The organism is Pandoraea nosoerga, assembly GCF_902459585.1.
Classification (GTDB): domain Bacteria; phylum Pseudomonadota; class Gammaproteobacteria; order Burkholderiales; family Burkholderiaceae; genus Pandoraea; species Pandoraea nosoerga.
In genome coordinates this window covers 177,470-196,915 of record NZ_CABPSC010000001.1, presented here as the reverse complement: position 1 = coordinate 196,915, position 19,446 = coordinate 177,470, and the positions used below count along the sequence as shown (strand labels likewise).

Sequence of the window (19,446 nt, the reverse complement as noted above, 5' to 3'; positions counted from 1 at the left end):
GAATCCCATGAGCAGTCTGTCGAAAACGGCCCTCTCGATGCTGGACCTGGTGCCTGTACGCGCCGGTGGCACGGTAGCCGAAGCCCTCAAACAGTCCACGGAACTCGCCCAACACGTCGAGCGTCTCGGGTTCACGCGGTTCTGGCTGGCCGAACATCACAACATGGATGGCATTGCGAGTTCGGCGACGGCGTTGCTGATCGGCCACGTCGCGGGCAAGACGTCGCGAATTCGCGTCGGCTCGGGTGGCGTGATGCTGCCGAACCACCCTCCGCTGGTCGTTGCCGAAAACTTCGGTACGCTCGCGGCGCTGTATCCGGGGCGCATCGACCTCGGGTTGGGCCGTGCTCCGGGCGCCGATCAGGCGACGATGCGCGCGCTGCGCCGCGATCGTCTGTCCGATGGGGACGATTTTCCGGAGCAGGTCGCGGAGTTGCGTGCGCTCCTGGCGCCGGCGCAGCCTGGGCAGCGCCTGGTGGCGACGCCCGGCGCGGGCAGCGACATTCCCGTGTGGCTGCTCGGTTCATCGCTTTTCTCGGCGCAACTGGCCGCGCATCTGGGTCTGCCCTACGCGTTCGCATCGCATTTCGCGCCGCGGTTCATGTTCGATGCGATTCGTCTTTATCGCGACCTTTTCCGTCCGTCCGCCGTCCTCGACAAGCCTTACGTCATGATTGGCGTGCCGGTCGTTGCAGCACCGACCGACGAAGAGGCCGCTTATCTCGCGACTTCGGCACAGCAGAAGATCCTTGCGCTGATGCGCGGACAGAGCCTGAAGCTGCAACCGCCGGTGCACGACATGGACGAGCGCTGGGACCCGGCCGAGCAGCACTCCGTGGAGGCGTTCCTCGGCGTGGCCGTCGTTGGCGGTCCGCAGCGCGTGCAGGACGGACTGTCGCACCTGGTCGAGCGCACGCGGGCGGACGAGCTGATGCTCGTTACCGACGTCTACGACCCTGCGCTTCGCCTGCGCTCATGCGACATCGTGGCGAGCGTGTGGAAGGCGTAATGCGTAATGCGTCGCTGACGGGCGGCGCGTGGCGTAGTGTGACCCGATGTGACCCGATGTGGCCCGATGTGGCCCGATGTGGCGTGGCGCCGCGCGCCGCCGTCTCGGCTCAGCGGAAGCGGCCGATGGAGAACGGCGACAGGTCGATCGTCGGTCGCTCGCCGCTTACCAGCGCCGCAATCGTGCGGCCCGTCGATGCGGCGGCGGTCAGACCCACGTGCCCGTGGCCGAACGCATAGAACGCGTTCGGTACCTTGGAGGCCGCGCCCAGCACCGGCAGCGAGTCGGGCGTGCTCGGGCGGAAGCCTTGCCACCGCGCGCCGTCCACCGACGCCGTCGACTTCGCGCCCGGCGCTGCGCCGGGGAACATCTGGTGCAACTGGCGCAGTAGCAGGTCCGCGCGACGCCAGTTCGGCGGCGCCTGCAAGCCTGCGAGCTCGACCGTGCCGGCGCCGCGAAGGCGTCCGTTCATCGGGGTGGCGAACAGCTTGCCCTCGGCCCACATCACTGGCCGCGACGGCATTTCCTCCGGCGCAGGAATTTCAACGTGGTAACCGCGTTCGGTGTCGAAAACGATTCGGTCACCCAATTGGCGCGCGAACGGCGCCGACCAGGCACCGGCGGCCACGACGACTGCGCTCGCGACTTCGCGTCCCCGATCGGTATGCACGGCAACCGCGCGCGCGTCGTTCGTCTCGATGGCCACGGCGGAGCCGTCGACCACGCGCCCGCCGCGGGCCGTCACCTGCGCTGTCAGCCGGGCGAGCAACGCGCCCGGATCGAGCGTATGTCCCGTCTCGCTGATGTAGCGTGCACCGACGAAGTCGCGGGATAACGTCGGCTCGAACTCGCGCAGCGCGGCAGCGTCCAGCGTCTCGATCAGCACGCCGTTCTCGCGCCGCAGCGCCATGCCGCCTTCGTCGCCCCGCATGCCGCTTTCCGTCGAATACGCAATGAGATAACCGCGACGCGTGACGAGGTCGTTTGCGTTGGCGTCGTCGAGCAAGGGCTGATAGGCCTCGAGCGCCGGGCCGAGGAGCGCGCGCAATGCACGTGCCTGTGCCGCGACCCGATCGGGCTGACTCGCCGCAATGAACCGCAGCAGCCAGGGCATCATGCGCGGCAGATAACGCCAGCGCAGCACCAGCGGACCATCGGGCTGCATCAGCCAGCCCGGCACCTGCCAGAGCACGCCGGGCATGGCGATCGGAACGACAGAGGATCCGTTGATGCACCCGGCATTGCCGAGCGACGCCGCTTGGCGCGCAGACTGCCGATCGACGATGACAACGGTGTGCCCGGCACGCTGAAGATATGCGGCGGTACACACGCCGACCAAACCGCCCCCGATGACGACGACGGGACGCGAATCGTTCATGAAGCCGTCCTGCGAAAAACGAAAACGCTAAGTGTACTGCGTCGGCCGCGTCAGCCCGAGGGACGGTCAAAAATGGCGGATGCGAAAAACGGGGTCGTGAAAATTGATTCGCTAAATTGATTCGCTATCCTCCCTGTATGCGAGACGGGCCGGCGATGCGCTCAGATCATCTCCAGCGGGCGCTTGCGCGACGGCGGCTCGAAGTGATGGTCGAGCATGGCCAGCTCTTCGGCGCTCAAGGTAATGTCGAGCGCCGCGCGATTGGCACGCACATGGTCCTCGGAGCCAGCCTTCGGGATCGCGATGACGCGCTGGCGGTTCAGCACCCAGGCGAGGGCGATCTGCAATGGGGCGACGTTTCGTGCCTGTGCGATGTCGCCGAGCACGCCTTTCGTGGGCAGCCGCCCCTGCTCGATGGGCGAGTAGGCCATCATGGGTAGTCCGTGCCGGGCGAGCCAGGGGACGAGGTCGTATTCCGGCCCGCGCCGGGACAGGTTGTAGAGCACCTGATTGGTGATGCATGCGTTGCCGCCCGCGGCGCCGAACAGCTCCTCCATGTCGTCAGTGTCGAAGTTGCTCACGCCCCAATAGCGAATCTTGCCCGCGTCGCGCAGCGTTTCGAATCCCGCGATCGTTTCCTCGAGCGGCACTGCGCCGCGCCAGTGAAGAAGATACAGGTCGAGCCGGTCCGTGCGCAGGCGCGAGAGACTACGCTCGCAGGCGTCGATCACGCCGCGGCGCGATGCGTTGTGCGGGTACACCTTGCTCACGAGAAATACCTCGTCGCGAAGGCCGTCGAGCGCTTCGCCGACAAGGGTCTCGGTCGCGCCCTCGCCGTACATTTCGGCCGTGTCGACGAGCGTCATGCCGAGCGAGACGCCAAGCCGCAGCGCCGCGATCTCGCCGCGGCGGCGCTCGGGCTTCTCGCCCATCATCCACGTGCCCTGACCGAGCACCGGTACTGATTCGCCGCCGGGTAGAGAGATGTTTCGCATCATGTGTCCTCCTCGATTTTTGCGTCCATTATCGGCCTGCACGTCGAACTCTGACCAGTGCAGTGAGGGCTTGGCGCAACACTTCGCGGTGTCGTCCTATCTTTTGGGTCGGATTCGTCCTGGCCATGGCCCGGACATCTCCGCTATGGCGTTCGGTCGTCGATTCTCTCGGATAGTTCACAAGCCTTTCGCCGATCCGCGAGGCTAAGCTTGCCTCACCGATGCACGCAGCGAATGTTGCTCCGCAGCGAGACGGCTCGGTGGCGGCGGTTGCTGTGTGCGTCGGGCCGGGCGCAAGCCGGCATTGGTCGACGGCTCATGTGAGGAGGAATCCAAATATCAATCGGAAACGCGGCGTAACAACTGTGACGTTTTGTGACCTTTTCGCGTAACGACCGGAAGGCGATAATGCGTCAGTCCCCGATGAAAAGAGGAGTGCCACGAAAATGGACAACGCGATCAAGTTTCGCTCGCCCGGTTCGCCGTTATCGCCCGTCGGACGCTATGCCCCGCCGGCGATCTTCTTTCACTGGGCGATCGCGCTGCTGATCGTGATCGCGTACGCGGCCGTGATCACGAAGGGCTATCTGCCAAAGGGCAGTGCTCCGCGTGCATTGTCCATGACGATTCACGAATGGGCGGGGACGTTGGCGCTGCTGCTGGCGGTGCCGCGGCTGCTGTGGCGGCTCGTCAAGGGGGCGCCGGCGGCATTGCCGGGCCAAAGCTGGATGGTGCGTGCGGGTTCGGCGGTGGTGCACCTGCTGCTGTACCTGTTCATCTTCGCCCAGCCCGTCCTCGGCTATCTCACACTCAATGCGGGTGGCCATGTGTTGACGATTCCCGGGCTCGACGTTGCGCTGCCCCAGTTCATCGCTCAGGACGACGCTGCACGCCGCGCCATCAAGGATATTCACGAGACGGTGGGCAACGCGTTCTATTGGGTCATCGGTTTGCACGCGCTGGCGGCGCTGTGGCATCACTACTTCCGCCGCGACGACACCTTGCGGCGGATGCTCTGAGCATAGGCTGGCCATCGGCTGGCCGGACGGCGCGCGCGACTGGCTGCACCGCGCGCGACCCGCCCGCGGGCTGGCCGTGCGTCCGCAGTCCTGAGTCCCCGGCGCACCGGTCCGACCGCCGACAGATCGCGGCGCCCGCCGAGGCGCCGGCCGGAATGCCCACTGAAATGCCCACTGAAATGCTCACTCAAATGCCCACCGAACCCATCGCCGAAACGCCGATCGCGATCGTGGTGCAAATCAGCATGCAATCAGAACGCGAGTAGGGACGTGAGTCAAGAAGCGAGTCAGGACGCGAATCAAAATCAGAACGCAAATCAGAATGCAAATCGCAGACCGGCGAACACGCTGCGGCCATCGCCCGGATAGAACACGGCGGTGTTGGCGGTGCGCGCATCCGTCACGGTGCTGAAGTCGGTGACGTAGCGCTTGTCGGTCAGATTGCGGGCGTCGACATAGAACGTAACGCCGCGCTGCACCTGATACGACGCCTGCACGCCAAGCAACGTGTAGCCGGGTACGCGCATCGTGTTGGCGTAGTCGACGTAGGCGCCCGCGGGTACCCAGTCGAGTGACGCAGCGATCTGGAAGCGGTTCGACAACGCGTAGCCCAGCGTAGTGCGCAGGACGTTTGTCGGCACGCCGGCAATCCGGTTGCTGCCGTACTGCGGATCATCGCGGAACCGGAAATCGCTGTAGTTCCAGATCTGCGCCAGCGTTACGCGATCGCCTGTCGCTATCACGTTTTTGAACAGGTCGACGCAGGCGCCGATCTCCAGACCCTGCAGCACGGTCTTGTTCGCGTTGAACGTGGCCGCCGGGACGTCCGGTGTGGTCGTGTACTGAAGCAGTTGGTCGCGCACGAGCGAGCGGTAGGCGGTGACGTCCCACGCGAAGCGATCGAGCTTTCCGCGCGTGCCCGCCTCGATCGTCCACGCGTGCTGCGAGGCGAGCGGCACGAAGCGCGAGGTGGCGCCGAACGTCTGCGACAGGTCGGTGAAGTCGGGCACGTCGGCGCTGCGCGTAACGTCGAGGAACGCCTGCACGTCCTTGCGCGGCTCCCAGAGCAGCCCGATCTTCGGATTGACGCCGGAGTACGCCGCACTCGTCGAGCGATAGTTGGTGTCGCCCGGCATGCCACCGTAGTCGACGTACTGTCGGACGTCGCGATAGGCTTTGGCGCCGATCATCAGGCCGATCGTCGGCAGGAAGAACAGCCGGTTCTCGAAGTATGCCTCGTAGTTGTAAGCACTCTGCCGGGAGGCCAGGGTCTGGGCGCCGCGGTTGCCGTTCACGTTGACGTACTGATCGGCACGCGTGTTGCCGCCGAAGAATCGTGCGCCGACGATCAGGTCGTTGCGCATGCCCGCCAGCGTGAGGTTGGCGGTGTAGCGAGGGGCAACGCCATACGTCCAGCCGTCCTGGTCCAGTACCTGGAAGATCGGGTGGTACAGGCTTTTGTGAATGACCCAGGACGCGATGTCGAGCTGACCGGTCTCGAGGCGGATCGTGGTGAGGTTGCCAAGCCGCTCCGTGCGCGTGTTGCGCGCCTGGTCGCCGGAGATGGCCGATGCGGCGGCTTTGGTCGGGTTGTGGAGCGCGTCGGACAGCGAGAGAGTGCCGGGCAGCTTCTGGTCGACCACGTAAGCACCGAAGAAGAAGCGGGTCTCCACGCGCGGAGAGAATTTATAGCCGACGTTCGCGTTGATCTGCGCGTAGTTGCCCTTGGCGTGATCGCGATAGCCGTCCGCGCGGTTGACCGTGACGGTCGCCAGTGCGTCGAGCGGGCCGAAGATGCGCGACATCTGGGCGCTCGCCCGCACGGTGCCGAAGCTGCCGCCATCGATGCGGAACTGATTGGCGGCCTCAGCCGTGTAAGCGGTGGGCGTCACGAAGTTCAGGGCGCCGCCGAGCGTCGTCGAACCGTAGGCGAGGCCGTTGCCGCCCTTGTAGATCTCCGTCGAACGAAGGCCGAGTGGGTCGATCTGGTAGTAGTCGCCGCTGCCGTCCGCCGAGTTGGTCGGAATGCCGTCCTGAAGGATCTCGAGGCCGCGCACGTGGTAGCCGCGGGCAATGCCCGAGCCGCGAATCGACACGCGCATTTCCTGCCCGTAGCGGTTCTGCACGTAGACGCCGGGACTGTCCTTGAGCACGTCGCGCAAGTTGAAGGCGTAAGTGTCCTGATAGCTGCCTGCGTCGACGAAGCCGACGGAGCCCGCCGTCTGGAACAGCGCGGCCTTCTGGTCTTCGATGCTGGGCGAGGTGAGCGACTCGGGCGTCGCCGTCACGGTCGTGGCGGGCAGTGTCGTTGCTGCCGAGCCCGAACTCGTGGCGGCGAAGGGGGGCGCCGTGCGCGTCGCGTCGGGCACGATCGCCTGTGCGAGCGTCAACGACGCCACTGGGGTAGCGCCGGCTCCCGAGGCGCTGTCTGTCTCCGACAAGCGATTCCTGGCATGCGCCCCGGTGTGCGTGGCGGCATGGGTTGCTTCGGCGGCCACACGCATGCCGGTGGTCTCCGGGTCGGTGGCGAGCGCGTGCGCGGTGCCGCCCAGCGAAGCGAGGGCGAGTGCAATGGCCGTTTGCAACGGCTTCTGTGGCATGGAACGTGACATGAATGTCTCTCTCGCGGCCGGTGGCCGGCCGCCTGGTGATCGTAGGTGTCGAACGTGCTCGCCTCGCTCGCTCGGCCCTGCCCGGCTGACGTGGGTCAATGGGCGCGGCGCGGGGCGCGGGGTGCGGGCCTGATAAGGCGACGCGTCGTCACGCTACCCGGAGCGGCATCGGTGCCACGCACGGCGCGGGCCGCACGCGCACCGACGCGCGGCCGCCTGTGGGCCAAGCGCGTCCGTCAGACGCGATGGACGAGTCCCGCTGCGCGTGGCATGAGCGACATGATTTGCCGCAAGGCGCGGCACGTTCGGTAAAGGCTTCCGGCATCGACCGGAAGTCGACGTGAGATCAGACCGAGAGGGCGGGCGGTGCGCGTGCGAGCGCGGCGTAGAAGCGGACGCGCGGGTAGTGCGGCACCAGCACCCGCGGGGCGGTGGAGACGCCGGGCGCAGACGCGGGCGGGAGAGAAAGGAGGTCGGTGGTGACGAGCGGCTGATGGGACCAGAGCGTGCAATAGCCGCACTTTTCCCAGTGTTGCGCCGACGCGAGCGAATGATCGCCGCCGCCGTGCTCGCTGTACTGGCCGTGCAGGCTTGCGGCCTCGGCGTTGATGGGTGGCGCCTGCGCGTCGTCGTGGCCCGAGTGCCCGTCGTGCGCGGGCTCGCGCTGCGCATCGACGCGTGGCGCGGTGGACGCGCCCAACGCGGCTTGCGCGCCTTGCACCGTGCAGTAGACCGCAAACGGGTCCCGCTGCATGGCGGCCCGCCATTGCGCAATCGCTGGCATGAGCGCTGCCAGCAGGATCGCCGTCAAGGCGATCCCGATTGCGACGCGATGCTGACGGAGCTTGCGCATGCCTGGGCCGGGTACGAATGTGAAAAATTCAGGGAACCAGGCATTGTAGGCGCTGTCGTCGCGCAGCGTAAATGACTTGCGTTCTCATGTAGGGGCTGCGCGACAATTTGCCGCATCGCCCTTTATGCCGCATCGCGTTTTAGGACAAGGCAAACGCCCCGAGGCGCCTCTGCTGCTCCCGTCGCCCCCACGGCATCAACGGCATCAACGGCATCAACGGCATCAACGGCATCAACGGCATCAACGGCATCAACGGCATCAACGGCATCAAGGGGACCCACGCGCCGGAAGAAAAGGGGACGCCACAGACGGGCTTGCGTGGCGCCCGGCTCCCCTCGCCGGCGTACCGGATTGCCAGCGTTTCGGAACCCGGCGCTCGGCACCCGCCGAGGCGTGCGTTGATCGCGCGGCGCCGCTCAGAACTTGATGCCGAGCCCGACGCCGACGATCAGCGGATCGATGTGCAGCGTGCCGAGATCCGCGCCCGCGAGCGACGTATCGGTCTTCATCCAGATCTTCTTGATGTCGAAGTTGAAGAACACCGTCTTGGTCATCTGAATGTCGACGCCAGCCTGCAGGGCCGGACCGACGCTGTGGTTCCGGATGGAGATCGGCGTGCCGCCCGCGTTCAGATTGCTGTTCCAGAAGCGCGTGTAGTTGATGCCGGCGCCGACATACGGCCGCACCCTGCCGGCGTGATTGAAGTGGTATTGCAGCAGCAGCGTCGGCGGCAGCACGTTCACGCCGCCCAGGTGACCCAGACTCGAGGTGAGCTGATGCCGTGACATGCCGAGGATGAGTTCGATGCCGACGTTGTCGAGAACCATGTACGTGAAGTCGAGCTCCGGCACGATCGCGTTGTTCACCGTGACGCCGAGCGTCGGCAATACGCTTCCGCTCGCGTGCGAGTCCGGCATGATGCCGATCGCGCGCACGCGCGCGAGAACGTCACCGGCGTAGATGCCTTGCGAGCTGTCCTTGATGAAGCCGAATGTCTTCGGCGATTCGATGGGGGTGTCGGCGGACTGGGCTGATGCGCCGGCGCAGAAAAGCGCGGCGCCTGCGACGAGCGCGGCGGCGATGGCCTTGGCGCCGAGGGTGTGCTTCATGATGATTTCCAAAGTCGTGAGTGAGCACGGCCGATGGTAGAAGCAGCACCCGCCACGCGACTTGACGCGCGTCAAGCGTGCACGCCCCCCGGCGCGCGACGCGACAAACTGTCGCGCGCGCCGGGGCGGATCAATCGCGTGGCAGCAGCACGACCGTCAAGGACCGCACGCCCTGCGCGCCCCGAATGAGTACGCCTTCGATGTCGGCCGTCGCAGACGGCCCCGTCACGAGCACCGCATAACGCGCCTGCGCGAAGTCGGGTTTGCGGTAGATGTCTTGCAGGCCATCGACGATGTCGCGCGGATCGAGCAGCACGACAAGATGCTGTACGAGATAGCCGAGCGCGTTCACGCCATACTCGCGCTCCGAGAGCCACACCGAGCCTGTCTCCGCCACGCCGTAGCGGGCGCGCACGACGCCGACGTCGACGTCGTGCAGCGACGCCGGTGCGCGCAGCACGTCGATCCGTTCGGCAACTGCGGCTTCTGGCGCGGCGCTCACAGGCCTAACCCCGGGGAACCGCTCGGCGAGCCATTCGCACAACTCGCGGGCGTCGCCAAGCGCCACGAGCTCGCCGCCCATCGTCGTCAGATTCGTGCCGAAGCGCTCGGTGCGATCACCGGCCGGCGTGTCGAACACGGGCAGCGGGGGCAGCGCAAACGGATCGCGGGCGCCGGGCGCCGGATGATCGTCCTCGCGCAACGCCACCCGCTGGGCGGCGCGCACGCGCACCAGGAATGCCTCGCGCGATGTGCTCATCGTGCCTCCTGGTTGTCGTCGATTGCCGACGCGGTATCGCTGGCGCGACGGTTCGCGTCGTACCAGTCACGGAACGTCTGCGTGGGAGCCTCCGGCAAGTCGCGGCCCTTGCCCCACGTGTTGAGCGGGTTGTAGAGCACGAGATTGGGCAGCCGGTGCAGCGCGGCGTTCATCGACCTGACCGATGCCCGATACAGCGCCGGGCTGGCGAGCAGCTTGCCGGCGAGCTTGATCAGGTGTCGCTTGACGCGCGGCAGCTCGCCTTCTTCGGCGACGATCTGGCGCCATTTGTACAGTTGTTCGTGGATGTTGATGCGCACCGGGCAGACGTTGCTGCAACTGCCGTTCATCGTCGAGGCGAACGGCAGCGCGCTGTAACGCTTCAGATCGGAGGCCGGATTGAGAATCGCCCCGATGGGGCCCGCATACGTGCTGCCATACGACAGGCCGCTGCTGCGCCGGTACACGGGGCAGGTGTTCATGCACGCGCCGCAGCGAATGCACTTGAGCGAATACCAGAAGTCGTCCATCGCCAGACGCGCCGAGCGGCCATTGTCGACGATGACGAAGTGCATCTCGGTCCCGGGCCGCGGCGCACGGAAATGCGACGTGTACTGTGTGATCGGCGAGCCCAGTGCGCTGCGCGAGAGCAGCCGGACGAACACGCCGAGATCGGCCATGCGGGGAATCAGCTTCTCGATGCCGATGGAGACGATGTGGACCGGCGGCACATTGGCGGACAGGTCGGCGTTGCCTTCGTTGGTGCAGACGACGACGGTCCCTGTCTCGGCCACCGCGAAGTTGCAGCCCGTCATGCCGGCGCCGGCCTCCAGAAACGCCGGGCGCGTGGTCCGCCGCTGGCTCTCGGCGAGATAATGCACGTCGTCGTTCGTCGGGTCGGTGCCGAGCGTGCGGCCGAAGAGCCGGGCGACGTCGCCGCGCAGCTTGTGCACCGCCGGCACCACCACGTGCGAGGGCGGTTGCTTGTCCAACTGCTGGATGCGTTCGCCGAGATCGGTCTCCATGACCTCGATGCCGCGCGGCTCGAGATATTCGCGCAACTCGCACTCGTCGGTGAGCATCGACTTGCTCTTGACGAGCGTGCGCACGCCGTGGGCGGCGAGAATGCCGTGCACGATCGCGTTGTGGGATACCGCGTCGAGCGCCCAGTGCACCTTCACGCCATTGGCTTCGGCTTGCGTCGCGAACTGCTCGAGATAGTCGCCGAGCCGCGAGAGCGTATGTTCCTTGATCTGCGAGGCGAGCGTGCGCAGCGTCTCCCATTCGTCGATGGAAGCGGCCTGCGCGTCGCGCTTCATGCGCAGGTCCCACAGACGCTTGTCGTGGAACGCGACGTGCGCCGTCTTGGCGAGAAATGCCTCGGCGTGTTTCGCATGATCGACCCGCTTGCTCGTGTTCATGCGCGCACCCCGGCATTTCCGTTCGTCGCGTGCGTCGCTGCCAGGGCCCGAGGCGCATCGAGGCGCGCGCCGTTGAGCACCTGCGCGATGTGCACGAAGCGCATCGGCATCGCGTTGCGGGCGGCGCAGCCCTTTTGATGCATGAGGCACGACATGTCGGCCGAGACGATGACTTGCGCGCCGGCCTCGAGGTGATCGCGCACCTTGTCCTGCCCCATTCTGACGGACACGGCCTGCTCGGACACGGAGAACGTGCCGCCGAAGCCGCAGCATTCGTCGGCACGGCGTGGCGCCGCGAAGCGGATGCCGCGCACGCCTTCGAGCAGCGTGCGGGCTTTCGACCATGGCTGGCCGGGAATTTCGCTGGCCGAGGCCGCGTGCAGATGACGGATGGCGCTGCAACTGTCGTGAAGGCCCACCGTGTGAGGAAAGTCCGCCCAGGGGAACTTGCGGACATCGAGCACGTCGTGCAGGAACTCGGTGAGCTCGTAGGTGTTTGCCCGCACGGCGGCGATGCGCTCCGACTCGCCGGCCGCTCTCAGGTGCTTGCGGACGTGATGTACGCAACTCGACGATGGCGCGATCACGTAGTCGTACCCGGCGAAGTTCTCGACGAAGAGCGCTTCTGCGCCGGCGGCATCCGCCTCGCAGCCGTTGTTTGCCAGCGGCTGCCCGCAGCAGGTCTGTCGGCGCGGGTATTCGACACTCAGGCCGAGCTTCTCGAGCAATTCGAGCGTGGCGACGCCGACTTCGGGAAAGAGGGCGTCGATGAAACAGGGGACGAACAGCGCCACCTTCATGAGGTTTCTCCTACGGCGACGAAGTCCTCGCCGCGCGCCGCGATCCATAGCGTGCCACCCGGCACGTAGTCCTGAACCCACACTTGCACTTACGCCTCCTCGATTTGGCGGTCGATTTCTCTACGGTCTGGTGCCGTGCGCGTGGCCACGCGTTGCGCGAGGGGCGCGGCAATTCGCGCGGACCTGTCGTCCGGCTGCCGCGATGATCGACACTCGAGAAGCGTTCGGGCAAACTGGTCGTACCAGTTGCCGCGGCATGCGCCGGGGCGGGCAAAATCGCCGGACTCTCCCGGCATGGGAGACGCGCTCGCACCGGCGCATCCACCGCATACCGTCATTCGCAGGAGACGCCACCGTGAGCGGCCCCAACCTGACCGAGCGCATCACGCGCGAGCTGGAGACCCGTCTGATCGAGGGCGTCTGGTCGCCCGGCGAGCGCCTTCCGTCCGAGCGTGCACTCGCCGAATCGCTCGGCGTGGCCCGCTCGACGGTACGCACCGCGCTGCAACGCCTCGTCGCACGCGGCTTGCTCAAGACGCGCGCCGCCTCCGGGGTGTTCGTGTCGGATCGCCTGCAGACGGGGCTGATTTCGCCGTGGCGGCAGTTGGTGAGCGATCACCCGGAGCTGCGTCCGGACATGCTCGAATTTCGCCTGATGCTCGAAGGCACCACCGCGTATCTCGCCGCGGTGCGTGCGACCGACGAAGATCTGGCGCGAATGCGTGAACTGGTCGACGGCCTGGTCGACGCGCACCAGCGCGGCGATACGGTGCTCGAGTCGCGGCTCGACGGCGACTTCCACACCGCCCTTGCCAACGCGTCGCACAACGCGATGCTGCGGCATTTGCAGGGCAGCGTGGTCAAGATGCTCTACGAGCACATCTCGCTCAACAACGCAGGACTCGTGGAGCTGCGCGAGCAGGCGTCGGAGCACATCCTCGCGCAGCATCTCGCCCTGTGGGAGGCGATCCGCACGCGCCAGCCGGAAGAGGCGCGCCGCGTCATGCGTGAGCACATCGGGTTCGTGTGGCGCAAGCTGGAGCCCGATTCGCCGGTGCCCATCGTGCCCTGACACCCCGGCAGCCCCGCCAGCGCTGAAACGGCCGGCAAGGCCTCCCGGTTTGGTAGGATGCGGACTTTGTTACGCGTTCTCGCATCGTGAAGCGCCCGATTTCGTCGCTGTTTGCGTCACTGCTGCGCGCCGCCGCCCAGGCCGGCCGGCACGCGGTTCGACTTGCCCAACCCCTGCGCCCCTACGTGTCTCGCGCCGGGTATCACCTGCGTCATCCCACGCGCCGCGGCGTGCTCATCGCCATCGCCGCCGGGCCCTGCCTGCTGGTGGCCTACGCGCTGATCCTGATTCCTTTCACGCCGGGTATCCGCGACATCCGGCGAGCGAAAGTGGACCGTCCCGCACAGGTGCTGTCGGCCGACGGCAAACTACTCGCCGAGTTTCGTCCGTCGAACCGCGAATGGGTGCCGCTCGCGAAGGTGTCGCCCAACGTCGTCAAGGCGCTCGTTGCCACCGAAGACCATCGCTTCTACGAACACCACGGCATCGACCTGAAGCGCACGGCGTCGGCGGCGCTGCATACGTTCTCGGGCGATCGGCAAGGCGGCTCCACGCTCACGCAACAGCTCGCGCGAAACCTGTATCCGGACGAGATCGGCCGCGCGCCCACGCTCACGCGCAAGCTCAAGGAAGCGATCACCGCGTTCAAGATCGAGGCGCTCTACACCAAGCCGGAGATTCTCGAGACCTACCTGAACACCGTGCCGTTCCTGTACAACGCCTACGGCATCGAGATGGCCGCGCGAACGTACTTCGACAAGTCGGCCGATCAGCTCGACGTGGTCGAGGCGGCAACCCTCGTCGGCATGCTCAAGGGCAACAGCTACTACAACCCGGTGATCAATCCCGAGCGCGCGTTGCAGCGCCGCAATACGGTGCTCGCCCAGATGGTCAGGTTCGGGGATCTCGACGCATCCAGGCTCGCAGCGCTGCAAAAGCGTCCATTGCGCATCGATTTCGAGCGCCAGGCGGAAGAGCCCGGCCCGGCGCCGCACTTCGCGCAGCAGTTGCGCAAATGGCTCATCGGCTGGGCCGATCGCAACGATTACAACATCTACTCCGATGGCCTCGTCGTGCACACGACCCTCGATTCGCGCCTGCAGACGATGGCAACGCAGGCGCTCACGCGACAGGCGAATCAGCTCCAGGGCATCGCGGACGCCAACTGGTCCGCGCGAGGCGGCTGGCGAGACAGCGCGGCGCTCGTCCAGTCGTTCGTGCGCGAGTCGGCGGAGTACCGCAACGCAGTGGCCGGCGGCGAGGCGCCCGAGGTCGCCATGAAGCGCCTTCTGGCCGACCGGGCGTTCATGCACAGTCTGCGCGCGACGAAAACGCGCGTGCAAGCCGGCTTCCTGGCCGTCGATCCGCGCACCGGCGAGATCCGTGCGTGGGTCGGCAGCCGCGACTTCACCACCGACCCGTTCGACCATGTGCAGCAGGCGCGCCGTCAGCCCGGCTCCACGTTCAAGCCGTTCGTGTACGGCGCGGCGTTCGTGAAGGGGCGCAAGCCCGAGGACACCATCGTGGATCAGCTCGTGGAAATCCCGCTCGCGGGTGGCGAGATATGGCGTCCGAGCGACGACAGCGCGCCGACGAACCGGCCGATGACGCTGCGCGACGCGCTCGCACAGTCGCGCAATACGGTCACGGCGCAGCTCATGCAGGACGTCGGGCCATCCCGCGTCGTGGGGCTGGCGCGCGCCATGGGCGTGCGCGAGAGCAAGCTCGAGCCGGTGCCGTCGCTCGCGCTCGGTACGAGCCCCGTGTCGCTCAAGGAAATGGTGGCCGCCTACGGCACGATCGCCGACGGCGGCGAGTACCGCGAGCCGACGATGGTCACGCAGATCACGAACACGGAAGGCGACGTGCTCGCGACGTTCTCGCCGGCGCGCCCGGAGCGCGCGCTGTCGGCCGACGACGACTACACGCTGCTCGACACCATGCGCGGCGTGATCGATCGCGGCACCGGCAGCGCGATCCGCACCCGCTTCGGCATTCGCGCCGACGTCGCGGGCAAGACCGGTACGACGCAGGACAACGCCGACGGCTGGTTCATCCTGATGCAGCCGCAGCTCGTGGCCGGGGCGTGGGTCGGCTTCAACGACAGCCGCATCACGCTGCTCAGCGACTACTGGGGGCAGGGCGCGCACAGCGCGCTGCCGATCGTGGGCGATGTCTTCTCGCGTGCGTTGCGCGCCAGGATCATCGACGCCAGCGCGAAGTTCGAGGCGCCGGACCACCACCACTGGTACAGCGACTGGTGGGCGCGCGCGTCGGAATGGATCAGGCAACGGTTCGCGAAGGCGCCGGCGACGGAACACAAGCCGAAGGCGCCAGTGAAGCGTCAGGCGCCGCCGCCGAGCTCGGCACCGGCGGCGGTGCTGCCCGACGCGGCAAGCGATGCCGCCCCGCTGCCCGTGCCGGTCGCGTCCGCGGTGCTGGCGCAGCCCGAATACGCGGCGCCGGCGAGCGTGCCGCACGGCACCACGATTCCCGGCGTGCCCGGCGAGTGGGATGGCCCAGGCGGAGCGCCGCCGCCCGCGTCCGCGGGGCCCTCCGCGCCGACAGTGCCGGCGAGCCCGTCGGCAACACCGCAAAACCTTGCGCTCCCTCCCGCGCCCTCGGCTTCGGCGCCCGCGCAGTGATCCACCGCCCGCCGTGCGGTGGGCGGCGCGACCTCCGGGCGCGTCGACCGCGCCCGCCGACGTCGGCAAAGTCGGTGCTTTGCGCTGTCACGGCATACAATGCCGTCCATGACCCTCCATATCCGAAGTGAAACCCCGGCCGACGTCGACGCTATCGAAGCGCTGACCGTCGCCGCTTTCCGAGATGCGCCGCATACCGCTCACACGGAGCAGTTCATCGTGAATGCACTGCGTCGCGCGGGCCAACTGACGATCTCGCTCGTTGCTCAGGAAGGCCACGACATCGTCGGTCACGTGGCCGTCTCGCCGGTGACGATCTCCGACGGGAGCGCGCGCTGGTACGGCCTCGGCCCCCTCTCCGTGGCCCCGGAAAAACAAGGGCGCGGCATCGGCAGCCAACTCGTGCGCGCGTCGCTCGGCGCGCTGCGCGCGCTTGGCGCAGCAGGGTGCGTCGTGCTCGGCGAGCCAGCCTACTACGGACGTTTCGGCTTTCAGGCAGCGTCAGAGGTCACGCTGCCGGGCGCACCCGCCGAGTACTTCCAGATCGTGCGCTTCGACGGCGCCATGCCTTCGGGCGCCGTCGCATATCACGACGCCTTCGGCGCGAGCGCGTGAAGCGGCGCGAAAACGTCCCGGCGAAAGACTTTGAAAAGTGCTTGACCTGAAGTCGACTTGAATTGGCAAACTGTGTGAGGTCAGCCGTGCCGAGCGCAGATCACGACATCATGGGGATCGCGTGGGCGCTCCCGGCGAGCACGCAACGAGGTTTGCAATGACGCATCAGGCCAATCAGGAACAATCCGCGCTATGGAACGGCCGATCGGGCAACGCCTGGATCGACAACCGTGTCGCGATAGACCGGATGTTTGCGCCGCTGGCGCGATTTCTCATCGACCGGGTGAGGGAGACGGCGCGGCGTGTGCCATCGGGCCGCTTGCTCGACGTCGGCTGCGGCACTGGCGGCGCGACGCTCGCCATCGCCGGCGCGCTGGGCGAGCGCTGGCAATGTACGGGGGTGGACATTTCGGCGCCGATGATCGCCACGGCACGTTCGCGCGCCGCGCATGCACGGGTTCCCATCGAGTTTCTGTCCGCCGACGTGCAAACGCATGACTTTCCCGCCGGGCAGTTCGATCTCGTCGTCTCGCGTCTGGGCGTGATGTTCTTCGACGATCCCGTCGCGGCTTTCGACAACCTGCGCACCGCGGCGAAGCCGGGCGCATGGCTGCACGCGCTCGCCTGGCGCAGTCCCGCCGAAAATCCATTCATGACGACCGCCGAGCGTGCCGCCGTGCAACTGCTGCCGGCCTTGCCGCCGCGTGAGCCGGGCGCGCCCGGCCAGTTCGGCTTCGCGCAGCGCGAGCGTGTCGAAGCGATACTGACGGCGGGCGGATGGGAGGACGTCGCGCTCACGCCGGTCCAGTTCGAGTGCGCGTTCGCACGGGCCGATCTTCGCGACTACGTGTCGCGACTAGGACCGGTCGGCCAGGCGCTCGCCGGGCTTTCACCGCCGGAACGGGAGCGCGTCGCCGATGTCGTCGTGCAAGCCTTCACACCGTTCATCGAAGGCGACGAGGTGCGTTTTACCGCGGCGTGTTGGCATCTCGCGGCACGCGCCCCGGCATAACTTACGCGGGGCGCTTCGGAATATCGAGCCCGCGAACGACCGCCGGGCGCGCAACGAACGCGTCGAGCGCGCGCTGCACGTTCCTGAACTGGCTGAAGCCGACCAGCTCGCCCGCCTCGTAGAACCCGACGAGGTTGCGAATCCACGGGAACGTGGCGATATCCGCGATGGTGTACTCGTCGCCCATGATCCACTGGCGATTGGCAAGGCGTCCGTCCAGTACGGCCAGCAAGCGCTTCGCTTCATTCACGTAACGCTCGCGCGGGCGCTTGTCTTCGAACTCCTTGCCGGCGAACTTGTGGAAGAAGCCGACCTGGCCGAACATCGGTCCCACGCCGCCCATCTGGAACATTACCCATTGCAGTGTTTCGTAGCGCGCGGCCGGGTCCGAGGGCAGCAGCTTGCCTGTCTTCTCGGCCAGGTACCACAGGATCGCGCCCGACTCGAACAGCGGCAGCGGCTTGCCGCCGGGGCCGTCGGGATCAAGGATCGCGGGAATCTTGTTGTTCGGGTTGAGCGAGAGGAATTCCGGCGAGAACTGGTCGTCCGTCTGAAAATTCACCAGATGCGGTTCGTAAGGCAGCCCGATTTCCTCGAGCATGATCGACACCTTCACGCCGTTGGGCGTGGGCAGCGAGTACAGTTGCAGGCGGTCGGGGTGCGCAGCGGGCCACTTGCGCGTGATCGGAAATTGGGAAAGATCGGTCATGGGGATCGACGTATTCGGTTCGAGCGGCTCGAAACGCCGCGGGACAGCCAATATAACGCCAAGCGCGCAAGCTTGCCCAACGACCCCGCGCATTCCGACGCATTCCGACGCATGCAAGCGCGTGCCGGCGCACATCGGCGCATACTGGCCGCCCCCCTCGCTCGCGTCGCCCGCGCGTGCGGCAGAGCTGCGCCGCAACCGGGCGCCGGCGCCTGCAGGCCGCGCCTATGTGCCGTGCATATGACGGCAGCGTGGGTTCGTGCATGAATCTGGCTCACGGCGACATCAAGCGTTCTTCCCTTGAACGCGCGCCGCGCACGGCATTAAATGAAAGCCTTCAGGTGCGCCGCCCCCCTCCCCTCGAATCGCACGTCGGCGCGTGAAGCTCGATCCCCGGCCGGTGCGACGCACCGCGCCTCCCGCCGTGTCGCGTCGTGGCGCTGCCTCCCGCCTTCACAGTGCCGCGTCCGACGTTCTTCGTTGCCGTTTCGATTCGCGCATCGCGCAAGGATCCCACCATGAGCACCTTTCAGACGAAAGATGGCACCACGATTTTCTACAAGGACTGGGGCGAGGGCCGTCCGGTCGTGTTCTCGCACGGCTGGCCGCTCTCGGCCGACGCCTGGGACGCGCAGATGCTGTTTCTCGTGCAGCACGGGTACCGCGTGATCGCGCACGATCGACGTGGGCACGGCCGCTCGGCGCAGCCCGGCACCGGCAATGACATGGACACCTACGCCGACGATCTGGCGGAGCTCGTTGAACGGCTCGACCTGACGGAAGCGACGTTCGTCGGCCACTCGACCGGCGGCGGCGAGGTCGCCCGCTATCTCGGCCGGCATGGCACGCGCCGCGCGGCGCAGGCGGTGCTCATCGGCGCCGTGCCGCCCGTCATGGTCAAGTCGGACAGGAACCCGGGCGGCCTGCCCATCGGTGTGTTCGACGAAATCCGGGCGAACGTGGCGAACAACCGTTCGCAGTTCTACCGCGATCTCGCCATGCCGTTCTACGGCTACAACCGGCCGCACGCCAAGCCGTCGCAGGGCGTGATCGACGCGTTCTGGCTGCAGGGCATGTGGGGCTCGCACCTCGGCCAATACCTCTGCATCAGGGAGTTTTCTGAGGTGGATTACACCGAGGATCTGAAGAAGATCGACGTGCCGACGCTCGTGCTGCACGGCGACGATGATCAGATCGTGCCGATCGACGACGCGGGCATGCTCAGCGCCAGGATCATTCCGCACGCGACGCTCAAGGTGTATCCCGGCGGCTCGCATGGCATGTGCGTGATCGACGCCGACAAGGTCAACGCCGACTTGCTGGCGTTCCTGCGCGGCTGAGCGTCTTTGGCTCGGCGCCAATGAGAAAGGGACGGGGGACGGCATTCGCCGTCCCTTCTCGTGCCGCCGGCAGCGCCGACCCCTAGTGCTCAGGTAA

16 protein-coding genes are annotated in these 19,446 nt (G+C 66.8%); 7 read left to right on the top strand and 9 right to left on the bottom strand.

Going from position 1 to position 19,446, the window contains the following annotated elements; genetic code table 11:
• Positions 1-7 precede the first annotated feature (7 nt).
• Positions 8-1,009, top strand: coding sequence for an LLM class flavin-dependent oxidoreductase (locus tag PNO31109_RS00860; RefSeq protein ID WP_150553743.1), 1,002 nt, complete (start codon positions 8-10; stop codon positions 1,007-1,009).
• Between the two features lie 109 nt (positions 1,010-1,118).
• On the opposite strand, the gene PNO31109_RS00855 is transcribed toward PNO31109_RS00860, so the two are convergent.
• The gene (locus tag PNO31109_RS00855) at positions 1,119-2,387 is read right to left on the bottom strand and encodes an NAD(P)/FAD-dependent oxidoreductase (protein WP_150553742.1); all 1,269 of its coding nucleotides are present in this window, start codon (positions 2,385-2,387) and stop codon (positions 1,119-1,121) included.
• Between the two features lie 161 nt (positions 2,388-2,548).
• Entirely contained in the window at positions 2,549-3,382 is an 834-nt protein-coding gene (locus tag PNO31109_RS00850; RefSeq protein WP_370749694.1) for an aldo/keto reductase, read from the bottom strand.
• Positions 3,383-3,828: 446 nt separating this feature from the next.
• On the opposite strand from PNO31109_RS00850, the gene PNO31109_RS00845 reads away from it, so the two are divergent.
• Positions 3,829-4,401, top strand: coding sequence for a cytochrome b (locus tag PNO31109_RS00845; protein WP_150553740.1), 573 nt, complete (start codon positions 3,829-3,831; stop codon positions 4,399-4,401).
• Between the two features lie 317 nt (positions 4,402-4,718).
• Here the strand turns inward: PNO31109_RS00845 and PNO31109_RS00840 are convergent, their stop codons facing one another.
• The 6 genes from PNO31109_RS00840 to PNO31109_RS00810 all read right to left on the bottom strand — a co-directional run bounded on the left by PNO31109_RS00840 (position 4,719) and on the right by PNO31109_RS00810 (position 11,956).
• On the bottom strand, positions 4,719-7,013 hold the full coding sequence (locus PNO31109_RS00840; RefSeq protein ID WP_244958108.1) for a TonB-dependent receptor family protein: 2,295 nt from the start codon (positions 7,011-7,013) through the stop codon (positions 4,719-4,721).
• 346 nt (positions 7,014-7,359) lie between these two features.
• Complete coding sequence (locus tag PNO31109_RS00835; RefSeq protein WP_150553739.1) at positions 7,360-7,866, bottom strand: DUF2946 family protein; 507 nt, start codon at positions 7,864-7,866, stop codon at positions 7,360-7,362.
• A gap of 416 nt (positions 7,867-8,282) precedes the next feature.
• Complete coding sequence (locus PNO31109_RS00825) at positions 8,283-8,975, bottom strand: OmpW/AlkL family protein (protein ID WP_150553738.1); 693 nt, start codon at positions 8,973-8,975, stop codon at positions 8,283-8,285.
• Between the two features lie 130 nt (positions 8,976-9,105).
• Positions 9,106-9,735: a LutC/YkgG family protein gene (locus tag PNO31109_RS00820; RefSeq protein WP_150553737.1), complete on the bottom strand. Its 630-nt coding sequence runs from the start codon at positions 9,733-9,735 to the stop codon at positions 9,106-9,108.
• Positions 9,732-11,156 carry a lactate utilization protein B gene (locus tag PNO31109_RS00815; RefSeq protein WP_150553736.1) on the bottom strand — a complete coding sequence of 475 codons (1,425 nt, stop codon included), beginning with the start codon at positions 11,154-11,156 and terminating at the stop codon, positions 9,732-9,734. The genes PNO31109_RS00820 and PNO31109_RS00815 overlap by 4 nt, the downstream gene beginning before the upstream one ends.
• Complete coding sequence (locus PNO31109_RS00810) at positions 11,153-11,956, bottom strand: (Fe-S)-binding protein (RefSeq protein WP_150553735.1); 804 nt, start codon at positions 11,954-11,956, stop codon at positions 11,153-11,155. Before PNO31109_RS00810 ends, PNO31109_RS00815 begins: the two co-directional genes overlap by 4 nt.
• Positions 11,957-12,311: 355 nt before the next feature.
• Between PNO31109_RS00810 and PNO31109_RS00805 the strand changes: the two genes are divergently transcribed.
• The 4 genes from PNO31109_RS00805 (at position 12,312) to PNO31109_RS00790 (ending at position 17,300) form a co-directional block, all read left to right on the top strand.
• Positions 12,312-13,028: a FadR/GntR family transcriptional regulator gene (locus tag PNO31109_RS00805; protein WP_150553734.1), complete on the top strand. Its 717-nt coding sequence runs from the start codon at positions 12,312-12,314 to the stop codon at positions 13,026-13,028.
• 86 nt (positions 13,029-13,114) lie between these two features.
• Positions 13,115-15,673: a transglycosylase domain-containing protein gene (locus PNO31109_RS00800; protein ID WP_370749570.1), complete on the top strand. Its 2,559-nt coding sequence runs from the start codon at positions 13,115-13,117 to the stop codon at positions 15,671-15,673.
• A gap of 108 nt (positions 15,674-15,781) precedes the next feature.
• Positions 15,782-16,288, top strand: coding sequence for a GNAT family N-acetyltransferase (locus tag PNO31109_RS00795; protein WP_150553733.1), 507 nt, complete (start codon positions 15,782-15,784; stop codon positions 16,286-16,288).
• A 157-nt stretch (positions 16,289-16,445) separates the two neighbouring features.
• Positions 16,446-17,300, top strand: coding sequence for a class I SAM-dependent methyltransferase (locus PNO31109_RS00790; RefSeq protein WP_150553732.1), 855 nt, complete (start codon positions 16,446-16,448; stop codon positions 17,298-17,300).
• Position 17,301: 1 nt separating this feature from the next.
• Here the strand turns inward: PNO31109_RS00790 and PNO31109_RS00785 are convergent, their stop codons facing one another.
• Positions 17,302-18,009: a glutathione binding-like protein gene (locus PNO31109_RS00785; RefSeq protein ID WP_150553731.1), complete on the bottom strand. Its 708-nt coding sequence runs from the start codon at positions 18,007-18,009 to the stop codon at positions 17,302-17,304.
• 518 nt (positions 18,010-18,527) lie between these two features.
• Between PNO31109_RS00785 and PNO31109_RS00780 the strand changes: the two genes are divergently transcribed.
• The gene (locus PNO31109_RS00780; RefSeq protein WP_150553730.1) at positions 18,528-19,349 is read left to right on the top strand and encodes an alpha/beta fold hydrolase; all 822 of its coding nucleotides are present in this window, start codon (positions 18,528-18,530) and stop codon (positions 19,347-19,349) included.
• Positions 19,350-19,446 lie beyond the last annotated feature (97 nt).

Bases quoted from the DNA above. Each gene is read 5' to 3' on its own strand.
- PNO31109_RS00785 (WP_150553731.1), bottom strand. From the start codon at position 18,009: ATGACCGATCTTTCCCAATTTCCGATCACGCGCAAGTGGCCCGCTGCG.
- PNO31109_RS00795 (WP_150553733.1), top strand. From the start codon at position 15,782: ATGACCCTCCATATCCGAAGTGAAACCCCGGCCGACGTCGACGCTATC.
- PNO31109_RS00790 (WP_150553732.1), top strand. From the start codon at position 16,446: ATGACGCATCAGGCCAATCAGGAACAATCCGCGCTATGGAACGGCCGA.
- PNO31109_RS00825 (WP_150553738.1), bottom strand. From the start codon at position 8,975: ATGAAGCACACCCTCGGCGCCAAGGCCATCGCCGCCGCGCTCGTCGCA.
- PNO31109_RS00845 (WP_150553740.1), top strand. From the start codon at position 3,829: ATGGACAACGCGATCAAGTTTCGCTCGCCCGGTTCGCCGTTATCGCCC.
- PNO31109_RS00780 (WP_150553730.1), top strand. From the start codon at position 18,528: ATGAGCACCTTTCAGACGAAAGATGGCACCACGATTTTCTACAAGGAC.
- PNO31109_RS00835 (WP_150553739.1), bottom strand. From the start codon at position 7,866: ATGCGCAAGCTCCGTCAGCATCGCGTCGCAATCGGGATCGCCTTGACG.
- PNO31109_RS00855 (WP_150553742.1), bottom strand. From the start codon at position 2,387: ATGAACGATTCGCGTCCCGTCGTCGTCATCGGGGGCGGTTTGGTCGGC.
- PNO31109_RS00810 (WP_150553735.1), bottom strand. From the start codon at position 11,956: ATGAAGGTGGCGCTGTTCGTCCCCTGTTTCATCGACGCCCTCTTTCCC.
- PNO31109_RS00815 (WP_150553736.1), bottom strand. From the start codon at position 11,156: ATGAACACGAGCAAGCGGGTCGATCATGCGAAACACGCCGAGGCATTT.
- PNO31109_RS00860 (WP_150553743.1), top strand. From the start codon at position 8: ATGAGCAGTCTGTCGAAAACGGCCCTCTCGATGCTGGACCTGGTGCCT.
- PNO31109_RS00820 (WP_150553737.1), bottom strand. From the start codon at position 9,735: ATGAGCACATCGCGCGAGGCATTCCTGGTGCGCGTGCGCGCCGCCCAG.
- PNO31109_RS00850 (WP_370749694.1), bottom strand. From the start codon at position 3,382: ATGCGAAACATCTCTCTACCCGGCGGCGAATCAGTACCGGTGCTCGGT.
- PNO31109_RS00840 (WP_244958108.1), bottom strand. From the start codon at position 7,013: ATGTCACGTTCCATGCCACAGAAGCCGTTGCAAACGGCCATTGCACTC.